This window comes from Streptomyces sp. NPDC048415 (genome assembly GCF_040651675.1).
Taxonomy (GTDB): Bacteria; Actinomycetota; Actinomycetes; order Streptomycetales; family Streptomycetaceae; genus Streptomyces.
The window spans coordinates 1-13913 of the sequence record NZ_JBEZKJ010000036.1; the positions used below are offsets into that span (position 1 = coordinate 1).

14 protein-coding genes are annotated in these 13913 nt (G+C 71.4%); 4 read left to right on the plus strand and 10 right to left on the minus strand.

Going from position 1 to position 13913, the window contains the following annotated elements; genetic code table 11:
* Positions 1 to 228 precede the first annotated feature (228 nt).
* From AB0D27_RS23260 to AB0D27_RS23280, 5 genes are all read right to left on the minus strand, one after another.
* Complete coding sequence (locus tag AB0D27_RS23260; RefSeq protein ID WP_362511850.1) at positions 229 to 2478, minus strand: bifunctional diguanylate cyclase/phosphodiesterase; 2250 nt, start codon at positions 2476 to 2478, stop codon at positions 229 to 231.
* Positions 2479 to 2739: 261 nt separating this feature from the next.
* A complete protein-coding gene (gene ligA / locus AB0D27_RS23265) occupies positions 2740 to 4935 on the minus strand; it encodes an NAD-dependent DNA ligase LigA (RefSeq protein WP_362511853.1) in 2196 nt (731 codons plus the stop codon).
* Positions 4936 to 4950: 15 nt separating this feature from the next.
* Positions 4951 to 5958 carry a methionine synthase gene (locus AB0D27_RS23270; protein ID WP_362511856.1) on the minus strand — a complete coding sequence of 336 codons (1008 nt, stop codon included), beginning with the start codon at positions 5956 to 5958 and terminating at the stop codon, positions 4951 to 4953.
* 30 nt (positions 5959 to 5988) lie between these two features.
* On the minus strand, positions 5989 to 6687 hold the full coding sequence (locus AB0D27_RS23275; protein ID WP_362511859.1) for an SDR family oxidoreductase: 699 nt from the start codon (positions 6685 to 6687) through the stop codon (positions 5989 to 5991).
* A 141-nt stretch (positions 6688 to 6828) separates the two neighbouring features.
* Positions 6829 to 7368 carry a TIGR00730 family Rossman fold protein gene (locus AB0D27_RS23280; RefSeq protein ID WP_362511862.1) on the minus strand — a complete coding sequence of 180 codons (540 nt, stop codon included), beginning with the start codon at positions 7366 to 7368 and terminating at the stop codon, positions 6829 to 6831.
* Between the two features lie 72 nt (positions 7369 to 7440).
* Here AB0D27_RS23280 and AB0D27_RS23285 point away from each other — a divergent pair, with 72 nt between their 5' ends.
* Both AB0D27_RS23285 and AB0D27_RS23290 read left to right on the plus strand, forming a co-directional pair.
* Positions 7441 to 7764 (plus strand): DUF427 domain-containing protein, encoded by a 324-nt coding sequence (locus AB0D27_RS23285; RefSeq protein WP_362511865.1) that lies wholly within the window; start codon positions 7441 to 7443, stop codon positions 7762 to 7764.
* A 38-nt stretch (positions 7765 to 7802) separates the two neighbouring features.
* Complete coding sequence (locus tag AB0D27_RS23290) at positions 7803 to 8597, plus strand: alpha/beta hydrolase (RefSeq protein ID WP_362511868.1); 795 nt, start codon at positions 7803 to 7805, stop codon at positions 8595 to 8597.
* Here AB0D27_RS23290 and mnmA read toward each other — a convergent pair.
* A complete protein-coding gene (gene mnmA / locus AB0D27_RS23295) occupies positions 8594 to 9715 on the minus strand; it encodes a tRNA 2-thiouridine(34) synthase MnmA (RefSeq protein ID WP_362511869.1) in 1122 nt (373 codons plus the stop codon). The two genes, AB0D27_RS23290 and mnmA, sit on opposite strands and share 4 nt — an antisense overlap.
* A gap of 59 nt (positions 9716 to 9774) precedes the next feature.
* Here mnmA and AB0D27_RS23300 point away from each other — a divergent pair, with 59 nt between their 5' ends.
* Positions 9775 to 10449: an N-acetylmuramoyl-L-alanine amidase gene (locus tag AB0D27_RS23300; RefSeq protein WP_362511872.1), complete on the plus strand. Its 675-nt coding sequence runs from the start codon at positions 9775 to 9777 to the stop codon at positions 10447 to 10449.
* A gap of 273 nt (positions 10450 to 10722) precedes the next feature.
* On the opposite strand, the gene AB0D27_RS23305 is transcribed toward AB0D27_RS23300, so the two are convergent.
* The 3 genes from AB0D27_RS23305 to AB0D27_RS23315 all read right to left on the minus strand — a co-directional run bounded on the left by AB0D27_RS23305 (position 10723) and on the right by AB0D27_RS23315 (position 12623).
* The gene (locus tag AB0D27_RS23305; protein ID WP_362511875.1) at positions 10723 to 11892 is read right to left on the minus strand and encodes a cysteine desulfurase family protein; all 1170 of its coding nucleotides are present in this window, start codon (positions 11890 to 11892) and stop codon (positions 10723 to 10725) included.
* Between the two features lie 243 nt (positions 11893 to 12135).
* Positions 12136 to 12402, minus strand: coding sequence for a DUF4190 domain-containing protein (locus AB0D27_RS23310; RefSeq protein ID WP_362511878.1), 267 nt, complete (start codon positions 12400 to 12402; stop codon positions 12136 to 12138).
* Between the two features lie 20 nt (positions 12403 to 12422).
* Positions 12423 to 12623 carry a hypothetical protein gene (locus AB0D27_RS23315; RefSeq protein ID WP_362512027.1) on the minus strand — a complete coding sequence of 67 codons (201 nt, stop codon included), beginning with the start codon at positions 12621 to 12623 and terminating at the stop codon, positions 12423 to 12425.
* A 151-nt stretch (positions 12624 to 12774) separates the two neighbouring features.
* Between AB0D27_RS23315 and AB0D27_RS23320 the strand changes: the two genes are divergently transcribed.
* A complete protein-coding gene (locus tag AB0D27_RS23320) occupies positions 12775 to 13401 on the plus strand; it encodes a TetR family transcriptional regulator (protein WP_362511881.1) in 627 nt (208 codons plus the stop codon).
* Between the two features lie 113 nt (positions 13402 to 13514).
* Here AB0D27_RS23320 and AB0D27_RS23325 read toward each other — a convergent pair whose 3' ends face one another.
* Positions 13515 to 13856, minus strand: coding sequence for a hypothetical protein (locus AB0D27_RS23325; protein WP_362511884.1), 342 nt, complete (start codon positions 13854 to 13856; stop codon positions 13515 to 13517).
* Between the last annotated feature and the right edge of the window lie 57 nt (positions 13857 to 13913).

Sequence of the window (13913 nt, forward strand, 5' to 3'; positions counted from 1 at the left end):
GGCGTGGCCCGCAAGCCGTGATCAGACCAGCGCCGCGGGCTCGATGTTCTGGTTGAGGCGGAACAGGTTGCCTGGGTCACGCTCGGCCTTGATCCAGGCGAGCGAGCGGGCGGGCGAGCGGGCGAGCGGGCGAGCTCGGCGGGCGAGCGGGCGCGGCGAATGGGGATTACTCGTCGGTTGCCGCCGCGGGCAACGCGGCGGGCGAGCAGGCGCAGGCGAGTGGGGGATTTACTCGTCGGTCGCCGCCGCGGGCAACGCGGCGGCCGGCCGCTGCCATCCCCGGGATCCCCTGGCCCGGAGCCACGCCGTGGCCTCGTCGGCGGGCATCGCGGCGGCGACCAGCCATCCCTGGACCGCGTCGCAGCCCAGATCGCGCAACCGCTCCCACGTCTCGTCGTCCTCGACGCCCTCCGCGACGACGAGAAGCCCCAGCGAGTGCGCCAGGTCCACCGTGCAGCGCACGATCTCCGCGTCCTCGGTGTCGACGGCGAGCCGCGCCACGAACGAGCGGTCGATCTTCAGCTCGCTCACCGGCAGCCGGCGCAGGTGCACGAGGGAGGAGTACCCCGTACCGAAGTCGTCCAGCGACATCTTCACCCCGTGCCCGGTCAGCCCGGCGAGGGTGTCGGCGGCACGCTGCGGGTCCTCCAGCAGCACGTGTTCCGTTATCTCCAGCTGCAGCGACCCCGCCGGGACCCCGTGCCGGGCGAGCCGGGCGGCGACCGCGCCGGCGAAGCCGGGGGTGTGCACATCGCGCGGCGAGACGTTCACCGCGACCGGCACGTGCAGGCCCTGCGCCCGCCAGCGCGCGACCTGTCCGAGCGCCGTCTCCAGCACGTACTCGGTGAGGTGGGGCATCAGCCCGGACGACTCGGCGATGGCGATGAACTCGTCCGGCGGCACCTTCCCGCGCTCGGGATGCACCCAGCGGACCAGGGCCTCGAGTCCGGCCACCTGTCCGTCGAAGCGGACCTTGGGCTGGTAGTGCAGTTCGACGTCGCCGGCGTCCAGGGCCCGGCGCAGGTCGCCGAGAAGGCCGAGCCGGTCGGGGGTGTTGGAGTCGCGCTTGGACTCGTACACCTCCACGCCCGTACGGTCCCGCTTCGCCTGGTACATCGCGACGTCCGCCCGGCGCAGCAGCCCCTCCGCGTCGAGCGCGTGGTCGGGGAAGACGGCGAGTCCGGCGCTGGCCTCCAGGACGAGGGTGAGTCCGTCGAGGTCGAGGGGCGAGCCGAGGGCGGCTACGAGATTGCGGGCGACCCGCGTGGCCGACGTCGTGGAGTCGACGACGGGGAGTAACACGGCGAACTCGTCGCCGCCGAGCCGCGCGGCCTCCGCCCCGCGCGGCAGCGCGAGGCGCAGCCGGTCGGCTATCTGAAGCAGCAGCCGGTCCCCGGCAAGGTGCCCCAAAGTGTCGTTCACAGAACGAAAACGGTCCAGGTCTATCAACAGGAGGGCGGCACGCGCACCGATGCGCTCGGCATCGTCCAGAGCCGTCCAGGTACGTTCGAGCAGCCACTGCCGGTTGGGCAGCCCGGTCAGCGGGTCACGCAGCTGCTCCTCCGCCCGCGCGCGGGCGATCCACAGCGTGGAGTCGAGGGCGATCAGCGGGATGGAGAACAGCGGCAGCAGCATCGGCAGCGCGACCGCGACCACGCAGATCAGCGGCGCGATTCCGAGCAGCGCGACGGCAACGAGCCCCTGTCTGACAAGGGCTGTACGGGCGACGGTGGGCAGACCGCCGGAGCGCGGCGCGTGCAGGTACCACAGCAGGGCGCGGCTGACCGCGAGATACGCCCCCGCGACCAGCACCACCTCGGGGGCGGCGTAGAACGTCCAGGCCTGAGGGTCCCAGGGCGTCTCGACGGAGGGGTACCGTCCGAAGGCGGCGAGCACCAGCGCTCCGGCGCCGATGCCGAGGATGTCGACCGCGCCGTGCAGCAGACCCTGCCGCCAGCGGTCGCGGCGCGCGGTGCCGACCAGGACGACGACGGTCAGGCTGACCATTCCGGCGGGCACCCAGCCGTACAGCAGCAGGACCGCGAGGGTGAGCGCCGCGCCGGATCCGGTGCCGCCCCACCAACGGGCCCGGCCGAGGGCGACCAGATGGCCGACGATGACGCCGGTCAGTACGGCGAGCGACCAGCCGGCGGTGCCGGACGGGAAGAGCGCGTGATCGCCGCTGAACGCGTGGTAGAAGCCGACGCCCAGGACGAAGCCGGCCGCCGCGACGACCGCCGCGGACAGCGCGGGCCAGGAGACGCGCCGTTCGGGGTCGGGACCGTGCAGGCCGGTGCCGCGTTCGGCGGTGAGTCTGCCGACGCCGGGTGCGGTGGGTGCCGTGAGGGGTGCGGAGCCCGGTCCGCCGGCGCCGGGGCGCTGCGAAGGCCGCCCCGTCCGGAGGCCGGTCCGCCACACGCCGGTCATCCGGCGCAGGCGCAGCCATGAGTCGAGGGCAGCGCTCTTGGTCGGTTCCATTCCCGTCCCTCTCACAGCCGGCGGTGCCCACGCCACGCGGTCCGTTGCCAGCGACAACTGCCAACGGCGCCGCGTCTGAAATCCCTTCCCCAGGCTCTCGAAGAGCATGGGGATGCCCCAACCGCAGTTGGGCACGGCAGGCGCACACCTCAACAGTAGGCCGCAGAAGGCTTCCACGGGCACCGGTCGTCGACGGTTGCCCGAATGCGACCCGGCCACCCGTATGCATCTGATATGCGCCGAACGGGTGGCCTTCAACCGCTACTCCGCGATCGGAAGCGCGACTTCCGCTGCCGCGTCCGGTCCTTGCTCGAGCAGGACGGCGAAACCCTCCTCGTCCAGAACAGGAACCTTGAGCTGCATCGCCTTGTCGAACTTCGAACCAGGATTGTCACCCACCACAACGAAAGCCGTCTTCTTGGAGACAGAACCGGTCACTTTCGCTCCTCGGCTCTGCAGTGCCTCCTTGGCGCCATCCCGTGTGTGGTGTTCGAGCGTTCCGGTGACGACGACGGTGAGCCCTTCGAGCGGGCGCGGCCCCTCGTCCTCGCCGGAGCTCTCTTCCTCCGTCCGCACCCCGGCAGCCCGCCACTTGCGGAGGATCTCGCGGTGCCACTCCTCGGCGAACCACTCCTTGAGCGAGGCGGCGATGATCGGTCCGACGCCCTCGGTGGCGGCGAGCTCCTCCTCCGTGGCTTGCTGGATCCGGTCGATCGAGCGGAACTCGCGCGCCAGCGCCTCTGCGGCCACCGGCCCGACATGACGGATCGACAGACCGGTGAGGACGCGGGCGAGCGGGCGGTCCTTGGCGGCGGCGATGTTGTCCAGCATCGCCAGCGCGTTCTTCCTGGGCTCGCCCTGCTGGTTGGCGAAGACCGTGGCGATCTTCTCCTCGCCGGTCTTCGGGTCGCGCTTGGGCAGACCGCTGTCCTGGTCGAGGACGTACGCCTTGATGGGCAGCAGCCGCTCGATGGTCAGGTCGAAGAGGTCGCCCTCGTCCAGCAGCGGCGGCTCGGCGGGCTCCAGCGGCTTGGTGAGGGCCGCAGCGGCCACGTATCCGAAGTGCTCGATGTCCAGCGCCTTGCGGCCCGCGAGGTAGAAGAGCCGCTCGCGCAACTGGGCCGGGCAGCTGCGGGCGTTGGGGCAGCGCAGGTCGACGTCGCCCTCCTTCATGGGCCGCAGCGCCGTACCGCACTCGGGGCACTCGGCGGGCATCACGAACTCCCGCTCGCTGCCGTCGCGCAGGTCGACGACAGGACCGAGGATCTCCGGGATGACGTCGCCGGCCTTGCGCAGCACGACGGTGTCCCCGATGAGGACGCCCTTGGCCTTCACCACGTCCTGGTTGTGCAGGGTGGCGAACTCGACCTCGGAGCCCGCGACCGTGACCGGTTCGACCTGCGCGTACGGTGTGACCCGGCCCGTACGCCCCACGCCGACCCGGATGTTGATGAGCTTGGTGTTGACCTCCTCGGGCGCGTACTTCCAGGCGATCGCCCAGCGCGGCGCGCGCGAGGTGGAGCCCAGTCGGCCCTGGAGGGGGATTTCGTCGAGCTTGACGACCACGCCGTCGATCTCGTGCTCCACGGAGTGGCGGTTCTCCCCGAAGTACGCGATGAACTCCCGTACGCCGTCGAGGTCGTCGACCACCTTGTTGTGCTGGGCCGTGGGCAGGCCCCAGGTGTGCAGCAGGTCGTAGGCCTCCGAGAGGCGGCTGAGGCCGTCGAAGCCCTCGAGGGCGCCGATGCCGTGGACCACCATGTGCAGCGGGCGGGTCGCGGTGACGCGGGGGTCCTTCTGGCGCAGCGAACCCGCCGCCGCGTTGCGCGGGTTGGCGAAGGGCTTGTCGCCGGCCTTCACCAGGCGGGCGTTGAGTTCCTCGAACTTCTCCATCGGGAAGTAGACCTCGCCGCGGATCTCCACGAGGTCCGGGACGCGGTCGCCCCGCAGACGGTCCGGGATCTCGGCGATCGTACGGACATTGGGTGTGATGTCCTCGCCCGTGCGGCCGTCGCCGCGGGTCGCCGCGCGCGTGAGGCGGCCCTGCTCGTAGGTGAGGTTGACCGCGAGGCCGTCGACCTTCAGCTCGCACAGGAAGTGGTACTTGGAGGTGCCCACGTCCTTGGCGACGCGCTCGGCCCAGGCCGCGAGCTCCAAGTCGTCGAAGGCGTTGTCGAGGGAGAGCATGCGCTGGCGGTGCTGGACGGCCGTGAACTCCGTCTCGTACGCCCCCGCGACCTTCTGGGTCGGCGAGTCGGGGGTGCGCAGCTCGGGGTACTCCTCCTCCAGCGCCTCCAAGGAGCGCAGCAGCTTGTCGAACTCCGCGTCGCTGACGACCGGAGCGTCCTTCACGTAGTACCGGAAGCGGTGCTCCTCGATCTGCTCAGCGAGCTGCGCGTGCTTCTCCCGTGCTTCGGCGGGTACCGATGTGGGCTGTGCGTGCTTTTCGCCGGCCACCGTGTTGTCCTCCCGTTACTCAGGGTTGTCCGCGAGGGATCTCGCCGCCCGGACGCAGTGGGCGAGTGCCTTGCGCGCGAAGTCGGGGGAAGCCCCCGCCAGCCCGCACGACGGAGTGACCGTGACCGCCTCCGCGAGAAGGTCCGGATGCAGCCCCAGCCTGCGCCACAGCGTCCTGACACCCATGACGCTACCGGCAGGGTCTGACAACGGGCCGTCCACGCCGGGGACAACACCGGCGAACAGGCGCGTCCCGCCTTCGACGGCTTCCCCGATCGCGTCGTCGTCACGCTCGGTGAGGAGCGCGAAGTCGAAGGAGATCGCCGCCGCGCCCGCCCGGCGCAGCAGGGCGAACGGGACGTCCGGTGCGCACGAGTGGACCACGACCGGGCCCGCTTCGTGAACGCCGACGACGTCCCTGAGCGTGGCCTCGACGACCTGCCGGTCCACGGCCCGGTGGGTGCGGTAGCCGCTGGCGCTCCTGACCTGACCGCGCAGCACGGCGATGAGCGACGGCTCGTCGAGCTGGAGGACGACCTGGGCACCGGGGACGCGCCGCCCTACCTCTTCGAGATGGAGCCGCAGTCCCTCGGCGAGCGATCCGGCGAGGTCCCGGCACGCGCCCGCGTCGGAGAGGGCCACCTCGCCGTTCCTCAACTCCAGTGCGGCGGCCAGCGTCCAGGGACCGACGGCCTGCACCTTCAGCGGGCCCTCGTACCCCTGCGTGAACTCCTCGAGGGCGTCGAGGTCCTGTCCCAGCCACGACCTGGCCCGCTTGGTGTCGCGCCCCGGCCGGTCCCCGATCCGCCAGCCACTGGGCTCCACGCGCGCGTACAGCTCGACGAGCATTCCGGCGGTCCGGCCGATCATGTCCGCGCCAGGACCCCGCGCGGGCAGCTCGGGAAGGAACGGGAAGTCATCGAGGGACCCGGTGACGGTCTTCGCGGCCTCCCGCGCGTCACCGCCCGGCATGGACCCGACGCCGGTGGCGGGACCGAACCTGAACTCGCTGTTTTCACTCACCCCGGAAGCGTACGGAATGACTCGGGGAGGTCAGTGGCCCGGTCGTACCGTCAGGTCGTTGACCTCGGCGTCCCGGGGCAGGTCGATGGCCATCAGGATCGTCGTCGCGACCGACTCGGGGTCGATCCACTTCGACGCGTCGTACTCCTTGCCCTCCTGCTGGTGGACCTTGGCCTGCATGGGGCTCGCCGTGCGCCCCGGGTAGACGGACGTCACCCGCACCCCGGCCGCGTGCTCCTCGTGGCGCAGGGAGTCGGCCAGGGCCTTCAGGCCGTGCTTGGAGGCGGCGTACGCCGACCAGTCGGCGTGGGCGTTGAGGCCGGCCCCGGAGTTCACGAACACCACATGGCCCTGTGCCACGCGGAGTTGGGGCAGGAAGTGGCGGGTCAGCTCGGCGGGGGCGATCAGGTTGACGTTGAGCTGGTGGCGCCAGGACTTGGGAGTCAGCTCGCCGACCGGACCCAGGTCGACCACGCCCGCGATGTGCAGGAGCGAGTCGACGCGGTCGGGCAGGGTCTGGTGCGAGAACGCCCAGGAGAGCTTGTCGGGGTCCGCGAGGTCGCCGACCAGGGTCTTCGCGCCCGGGTACTCCGCCGCGAGCTCCTTCGCGCGGCCCGCGTCGCGCGCGTGCAGCACGAGTTCGTCCCCGCGCGCGTGGAGGCGGCGGGCGACGGCCGCGCCGATGCCGGAGCCCGCCCCGGTGATCACATGTGTAGCCATGTCCGCCATGCTCGCATCACCGTGCGCCCCGGCTCGCCCCCAGGTGGGACTCTCTTCCCGGTAAGCCGGCGCCTACCGCGTGCCCTGGCCCTCCCTCAGGCAAGCCGGCGCCTACCGCATGCCCTGGCTCTCCCCCAGGCAAGCCGATGTCTACCGCGTGCCCTGGCTCTCCTCCAGGTAGGCGAGCGCGCCCACCGGCTCCTCGGCGAAGAAGACCAGGTCGGTGAGCGGCCGGGGCAGGAAACCCTCGTCCTCCATGCGCCGGAACTGCTCCTTCAGGCCGTCGTAGAAGCCCGCCGTGTTGAGCAGCACCACCGGCTTCTCCGTCTTCCCGTGCTTCTTCAGCTCCAGGATCTCGGTCGCCTCGTCGAGCGTCCCGGTGCCGCCCACCATGATCACCACTGCGTCGGCCTTCTCCAGGAGCAGCGCCTTGCGCTCGGCGAGGTCACGCGCGATGACCATCTCGTCGGCGCCGGTCCGCGCCTTGGACGCCAGGAAGTCCACGGAGACACCCAGCAGCCGCCCGCCCGCCTCCTGCACCCCGTCGGCGACCACCTTCATCAGACCGACGTCCGATGCGCCCCACACGAGCGTGTGGCCGCCCTTGCCGAGCAGTTCGGCGAACTCCCGCGCCGGACGCGTGTAGCGCTCGTCGAGGTCGGCGGCGGAGAGGAAGACGCAGATATTCATGCAGTCACCGTACGCGGGAAGAAAGCTCACCGTCCGCGGGAAGAACCCGGGCCCCCCGAGCGCTCTTCCGGTATGGCCGAAGGACACACGATCACCATCGAGCAGGGCACCCGGCGCGTACGCGTCGTGCGCGGCGACCAGGTCCTGGCGGAGAGCGACCGCCCCCTGGTACTCCGCGAGACGGGCTGCCCGGTGCGCTACTACCTCCCGCCCGAGGACGTCCGCCTGGACCTCCTGACACCCTCCGACACCCATACGTACTGCCCCTTCAAGGGCACCGCGTCCTACTGGTCCCGACCCGACGCGGCTGATCTCGTGTGGGCCTACTCCGACCCCAAGCCGGATGTCCTCCAGATCAAGGACCACCTCTGCTTCTACGAAGTGGAAGTGTCGTGACCCGATGAGTTCCGGGGCTTTTGGCAGTCTCCACGGGCATGGACAAGGAGACGCTCTCGCGCGACGGAACCCCCATCGCGTACGAACGCTACGGTGACGGCCCGGCGATCATCCTGGTCGGCGGAGCCATGTGTACGGGTGCCACGCTGGCGCCCCTGGGTGAGGCCCTCTCGGACCGCTTCGGTGCGGTCAGTTACGACCGCCGGGGCCGCGGCGACAGCGGCGACACCGCCCCGTTCGCGGTGGCCCGGGAGGTCGAGGACATCGCGGCGCTGATCGAGGCGTCCGGGGGCGGCGCGGCGCTGTACGGCATCTCGTCGGGCGGCGCGCTGGCCCTGGAGGCGGCGGCGAGCGGACTGGCCGTCAGCAAGGTCGCCGTCTACGAAACGCCGTTCGCCGTCTACGAAGGGGGCGGCAAGGAGCGTCAGGAGTACACCGAGCGGCTGACCGAACTCCTCGGCCAGGACAGGCGCGGGGACGCGGTCGAGCTGTTCATGGCGATCGCCGGTACGCCCCCGGAGATGATCGCCGGCGCCCGCCGGTCCCCCGCCTGGCCGCACATGGAGGCCATCGCGCCCACGCTCGCGTACGACAACGCGGCCATGGGCGACGGTCTGGTACCCCGGGCGCGGCTGGCCGCCGTCACCGTCCCCTTGCTCGCGATCGCGGGCGGCGCGAGCCCCGAGTGGATGCGCGAGGCGGCCCGGACCGTCGCGGACGCGGCGCCCGACGGGACGTACCGCATGCTGGACGGCCAGACCCACATGGTGGACCCCCAGGCGCTGGCCCCACTCCTGACGGAGTTCTTCGCGGGGCCCGGACAGGACGCCTAGACGCTCGCCGTCGCGCGCGTGGTCGTCGCGATCGTCGCCGAGCCCAGCACGCGCGTGCCGTCGTACAGGACGATGGCCTGGCCGGGAGCGACCCCGCGGACCGGCTCGGTGAAGGTGACCCCCAGCTCGCCGTCCACGAGCTCGGCGGTGACCGTCGTCTCGCCTCCGTGGGCACGGAGTTGGGCGGTGTAGGTGCCGGGGCCGGACGGGGCCTCGCCGCACCAGCGGGGCTTGATGGCGGTCAGGGCGGACACGTCCAGGGACGCCGCCGGGCCGACCGTCACGGTGTTGTTCACCGGCGAGATGTCGAGGACGTAGCGCGGCTTGCCGTCGTCGGCCGGGGTGCCGATGCGCAGCCCCTTGCGCTGGCCGATCGTGAAGCCGTACGCGCCCTCGTGGGTGCCGAGCTTGGCGCCGGACTCGTCGACGATGTCGCCCTCGGACTTGCCGAGCCGGTTCGCGAGGAAGCCCTGGGTGTCGCCGTCGGCGATGAAGCAGATGTCGTGCGAGTCCGGCTTCTTGGCGACGGCGAGACCCCGGCGCTCGGCCTCGGCGCGGATCTCGTCCTTCGTGGTGAGCGTGTCGCCGAGCGGGAACAGCGCGTGGGCGAGCTGGCGGTCGTCGAGGACACCGAGGACGTACGACTGGTCCTTGGCCATGTCGGAGGCGCGGTGGAGTTCGCGCGTGCCGTCCTCACGGACGATCACCTTCGCGTAGTGGCCGGTGCAGACCGCGTCGAAGCCGAGCGCGAGCGCCTTGTCGAGCAGGGCGGCGAACTTGATCTTCTCGTTGCAGCGCAGGCAGGGGTTGGGGGTGCGCCCCGCCTCGTACTCGGCGACGAAGTCCTCGACCACGTCCTCGCGGAAGCGCTCGGCGAGGTCCCACAGGTAGAAGGGGATGCCGATGACGTCCGCCGCGCGGCGGGCGTCGCGCGAGTCCTCGATGGTGCAACAGCCGCGCGCACCGGTCCGGAACGACTGCGGATTCGCCGAGAGGGCGAGATGCACACCGGTCACGTCGTGCCCGGCCTCGGCGGCGCGGGCGGCGGCTACGGCGGAGTCCACTCCGCCCGACATGGCGGCGAGGACGCGGAGGGGGCGCTGCGAGGTGTCAGTCATAACCCCTCCAGGGTAAGGGCTGCGGGAACCGAAGCCCGCGAGTATCCGTTGAAGGCCGCATGGGGGAGAAAAAGGGCGGGGACACCGACCAGCGCATCGGACGCCGGGCGCTGCTCATCGGCGGTGCGGCGGCCGCCGTGGGCACCGCGGTGCTGGCGCGGGAGGAGCTGGGGCACCTGTGGTGGCGGCTGCCGGGCGTGGAGAAACCGCGGGTCGAGGGCGCGGTCGACTTCCGGGGCGCCCAGTGGGTGGCGGCGTCGCCCGCGAACTGGCGACGCGCGGACCGGCCCGACGACTACGGCATAGACCGGGTGATCATCCATGTCACCCAGGGCAGCTTCACGAGCGCGGTGAAGGTCTTCCAGGATCCGGGGCACGGCGCGGCCGCCCACTACGTGGTCCGCGGGGACGGCCACATCACGCAGATGATCCGCGAGCTGGACGTCGCGTTCCACGCGGGCAACCGTGAGTACAACGAGCGGAGCGTCGGCATCGAGCACGAGGGCTTCGTCGAGCGCGCCTCGTCGTTCACGGACGCGATGTACGAGGCCTCGGCGCGGCTGGCGGCCGGGATATGCGGGCGGTACGACATCCCCGTGGACCGCGAGCACATCATCGGGCATGTCGAGGTGCCGGGCACGGACCACACGGATCCCGGGCGGTACTGGGACTGGGACCGGTACATACGGCTCGTGCGCAAGGCCCGTACGGCGAAAGCGAAGACCCAGGCATAGGACCGTACGGCCGGGACCTGGTCCCGCGGACGGGGCTCGACCCCGCGGGGATGCCCAGGACCTGTCCGGCCGATCATGACGCAGACGCGGGGTCCGGCACGCACTCCCCCACGCTCGGCTTCGCTCGCGCGGGGGCCCCATCGCCGTTGTCGTCGGTCACCGACGCTCCGCGTCGACTCTCCCCTCCGCCTTGCCGCTGCACCCACCGGACCCCGCTCACCGGCACTGCCGAGGCACCGTCGCTTTCCTGCGACTTGATCGGCCGGACAGGTCCTAGCTGAGGCCCGCCGTGCGTGCCCGTTCCACCGCCGGGCCGATCGCCTTGGCCACCGCCTCGACGTCCGCCCGTGTGGAGGTGTGGCCGAGGGAGAAGCGCAGGGTGCCGCGGGCCAGGTCGGGGTCGGTGCCGGTGGCCAGCAGGACGTGGCTGGGCTGGGCCACGCCGGCCGTGCACGCGGAACCCGTGGAGCACTCGATGCCCTGGGCGTCCAGCAGCAGGAGCAGCGAATCGCCCTCGCAGCCGGGGAAGGTGAAGTGCGCGTTGGCCGGGAGGCGGCCCTCGGCCGCGGGGTCGCCGCCGAGGATGGCGTCGGGCACGGCCTTGCGTACGGCATCGACCAGGTCGTCCCGCAGGGCACCGATCTCACGCGCGAACCACTCGCGCTGCTCGACGGCCAGCCGCCCGGCGACGGCGAACGACGCGATCGCGGGCACGTCCAGCGTGCCGGAGCGCACATGACGCTCCTGGCCGCCGCCGTGCAGCACGGGTACGGGGCTGTACTCGCGACCCAGGAGCAGCGCGCCGATGCCGTACGGGCCGCCGATCTTGTGGCCCGACACCGTCATCGCGGCGAGGCCCGAGGCACCGAAGTCGACGGGGATCTGGCCGAAGGCCTGGACCGCGTCGGCGTGCAGCGGTACACCGAACTCGGCGGCCACCTCGGCCAGTTCCTGGACCGGCACTACCGTGCCGATCTCGTTGTTGGCCCACATGACCGTGGCGAGGGCCACGTCGTCGGGGTCGCGGGCGATGGCCTCGCGCAGGGCGTCCGGGTGGACACGGCCGTAGGCGTCGACGGGGAGGTACTCGACGGTGGCGCCCTCGTGTTCGCCGAGCCAGTGGACGGCGTCGAGGACCGCGTGGTGCTCGACGGGGCTCGCCAGGACGCGGGTGCGGGCCGGGTCGGCGTCCCTGCGGGCCCAGTACAGGCCCTTCACCGCGAGGTTGTCGGCCTCGGTGCCGCCGGAGGTGAAGACCACCTCGCTGGGGCGTGCGCCTAGGGCGTCCGCCAGGGTTTCGCGGGCTTCCTCGACGGTGCGGCGGGCGCGGCGGCCGGCTGCGTGCAGCGAGGAGGCGTTGCCGGTGATGCCGAGTTGGGCGGACAGGGCCTCTGCCGCCTCGGGGAGCATCGGGGTGGTCGCGGCGTGGTCGAGGTAAGCCATGGTGAGCCCGATTCTACGGGCCTGCTCTCCACTGCCTCGGCCCCCACCGGTGTGAGGGTTGCCCGTGCTGGCGCCCGGGGTTGCTTTGCGCCCTATCGGTGCCTTGGCTGGGCCTCTTCGCGAGGCACCCGGCGCTGCGGGCTGTGCCCACCCTCCCCCACTTTCGGCTTCGCTCGAGCGGGGCCCCATCGCCCTGCGGAACGATGGCCCACAGCGGTAGCGACGAGCGAGAACGCGTCTCCTCTAGAAGTTCCAGGACACCGTGCTGTCGAAGTGCATGAAGGCGACCAGGACTATCAGGTCCGCGATGCCGAGGGTGAGGCCCAGGAAGGCGCGGCCGCGGCGGGCCGTGCCGCGCCAGAGGGCGACGGAGGCGAGGGCGATGGAGATGGGGCCCAGGAAGACGTTGAGGACCAGGAGGCCGACCAGACCGAGGATGAAGGAGGCGACGGCCATGCCGTCGGCGTCCCTGGTGCCGGTGCGGCGAGTGGGCGTGGCGGTGAGTTCCATGACGTGTCAGCTCCCGACGGTCAGTTGGTGGAGGTGTGGCGCCGGCGGGCGTGGCGCTCGCGGACCGCGAAGATCGCGAGCCAGACGCCGATGACGACGGCGGCGACGAGCGTGACGGGCAGCGGCGCGTGGGCCACGGAGCCCATGACGACACCCAGCAGCAGGAGGGCGGCGACGAGGAACAGCATGAGATGCCTCTCGTGGAAGTCTCGAAGTCCCATCCCGGGCTCTTCGGACCTCGACGGTGAGGCCCGAATGTTTCCGGGACTTGACGACTCAGTGAACGGTTGTAGTTACAGTTGTTCACTGACTCTTGAGTCTAGCGCGTCCCCCGGCTTTCCAATTACAGAGAACAGTTGTTAACTGCATGGCATGAGTCACACTCTCGGCATCCGACAGGCCCAGAAGCAGAAGACCCGACAGGCGCTCCTGGACGCGGCGTTGGTCTTGCTGGAGGAGCAGAGCCTGAGCAGCCTGGGCCTGCGCGAGGTCACCCGCGCGGTCGGCGTCGCGCCGACCGCGTTCTACCGGCACTTCCGCTCGACGGCGGATCTCGGCGTGGCCCTTGTCGAGGAGGCCCTCGGCAGCCTGCATCCGATGATCGGGACGACGGTGTCCGCGTCCGGCGACAGCGACGAACGCATAGCGCGCGCCGTCGATCTGATCGCGCGGCACGTTCACGCGTACCCCGCCCATGTCCGTTTTATCGCCCGCGAGCGACATGGCGGCGTCCAGCCGGTGCGGGAGGCGATCCGGGACCAACTGGCCCGGTTCGCCGAGGAGGTGAAGACCGAGCTGGCCAAGCACCCCGAGTCCGAGGGGTGGAGCGACGACGACCTGCTGATGCTCGCGGGACTGTATGTCGACCAGATGCTGGTGACGGCCTCGCTCCTCCTGGAGGCGCAGGAGGGCTCGGAGGAGGAACGCGAGCGGGTGGCCCGGGTGGCGAGCCGCCAGATGCGGCTGATCGCCATCGGCCGCCGCAACTGGCTGGGGTGACGCCCCGTTCACCGAACGGGCACGTCACCCCCGAGAACCTGTGACGTACGGCCCGGGTCAAGAACCGTGACCGTGCGGTCCCGGGTCAAAACCGGTGACCGTACGTCCCCGGATCAGCCCTGCGCCTGCTGCCCCCGCCCACCGCCGGGGCCGCCGCCACAGCCGCCCTTGCCACCACGGGGACCGCCGCTCGGCATACCGGAGGGGTTGCCGGAGGGCGCCTTGCCTGTGGGCCTGTTCGACGGTGTGCCGGGCCGCGACGGCATCCAGGACGGGGCGCCGCTGGGGCGCCCGGACGGGCCCGTGCTCGGCATGCCGGACGGCCGCCGGCAGTTCTGCTGCCCGGAGTTGCCGCTGTTCGAGGACGACGAGGAGTCGCCCGAGCCGCAGGCCGCGAGCAGGGGCGAGAGCGCCAGCAGGGCGACGACGGGGACAAGTCGTGCGCGACGGATCATGAGGGTTACTCCCAGTCAGATCACGGGGCCGGTTTATGAGTGCCGGATGAGCGGGGG

Coding starts and splice junctions, on each gene's coding strand:
- AB0D27_RS23285 (WP_362511865.1), top strand. CDS start 7,441: ATGGCCGAAGGACACACGATCACCATCGAGCAGGGCACCCGGCGCGTA.
- mnmA (WP_362511869.1), bottom strand. CDS start 9,715: ATGACTGACACCTCGCAGCGCCCCCTCCGCGTCCTCGCCGCCATGTCG.
- AB0D27_RS23315 (WP_362512027.1), bottom strand. CDS start 12,623: ATGGGACTTCGAGACTTCCACGAGAGGCATCTCATGCTGTTCCTCGTC.
- AB0D27_RS23275 (WP_362511859.1), bottom strand. CDS start 6,687: ATGGCGGACATGGCTACACATGTGATCACCGGGGCGGGCTCCGGCATC.
- AB0D27_RS23325 (WP_362511884.1), bottom strand. CDS start 13,856: ATGATCCGTCGCGCACGACTTGTCCCCGTCGTCGCCCTGCTGGCGCTC.
- AB0D27_RS23290 (WP_362511868.1), top strand. CDS start 7,803: ATGGACAAGGAGACGCTCTCGCGCGACGGAACCCCCATCGCGTACGAA.
- AB0D27_RS23320 (WP_362511881.1), top strand. CDS start 12,775: ATGAGTCACACTCTCGGCATCCGACAGGCCCAGAAGCAGAAGACCCGA.
- AB0D27_RS23300 (WP_362511872.1), top strand. CDS start 9,775: ATGGGGGAGAAAAAGGGCGGGGACACCGACCAGCGCATCGGACGCCGG.
- AB0D27_RS23280 (WP_362511862.1), bottom strand. CDS start 7,368: ATGAATATCTGCGTCTTCCTCTCCGCCGCCGACCTCGACGAGCGCTAC.
- AB0D27_RS23260 (WP_362511850.1), bottom strand. CDS start 2,478: ATGGAACCGACCAAGAGCGCTGCCCTCGACTCATGGCTGCGCCTGCGC.
- AB0D27_RS23310 (WP_362511878.1), bottom strand. CDS start 12,402: ATGGAACTCACCGCCACGCCCACTCGCCGCACCGGCACCAGGGACGCC.
- AB0D27_RS23305 (WP_362511875.1), bottom strand. CDS start 11,892: ATGGCTTACCTCGACCACGCCGCGACCACCCCGATGCTCCCCGAGGCG.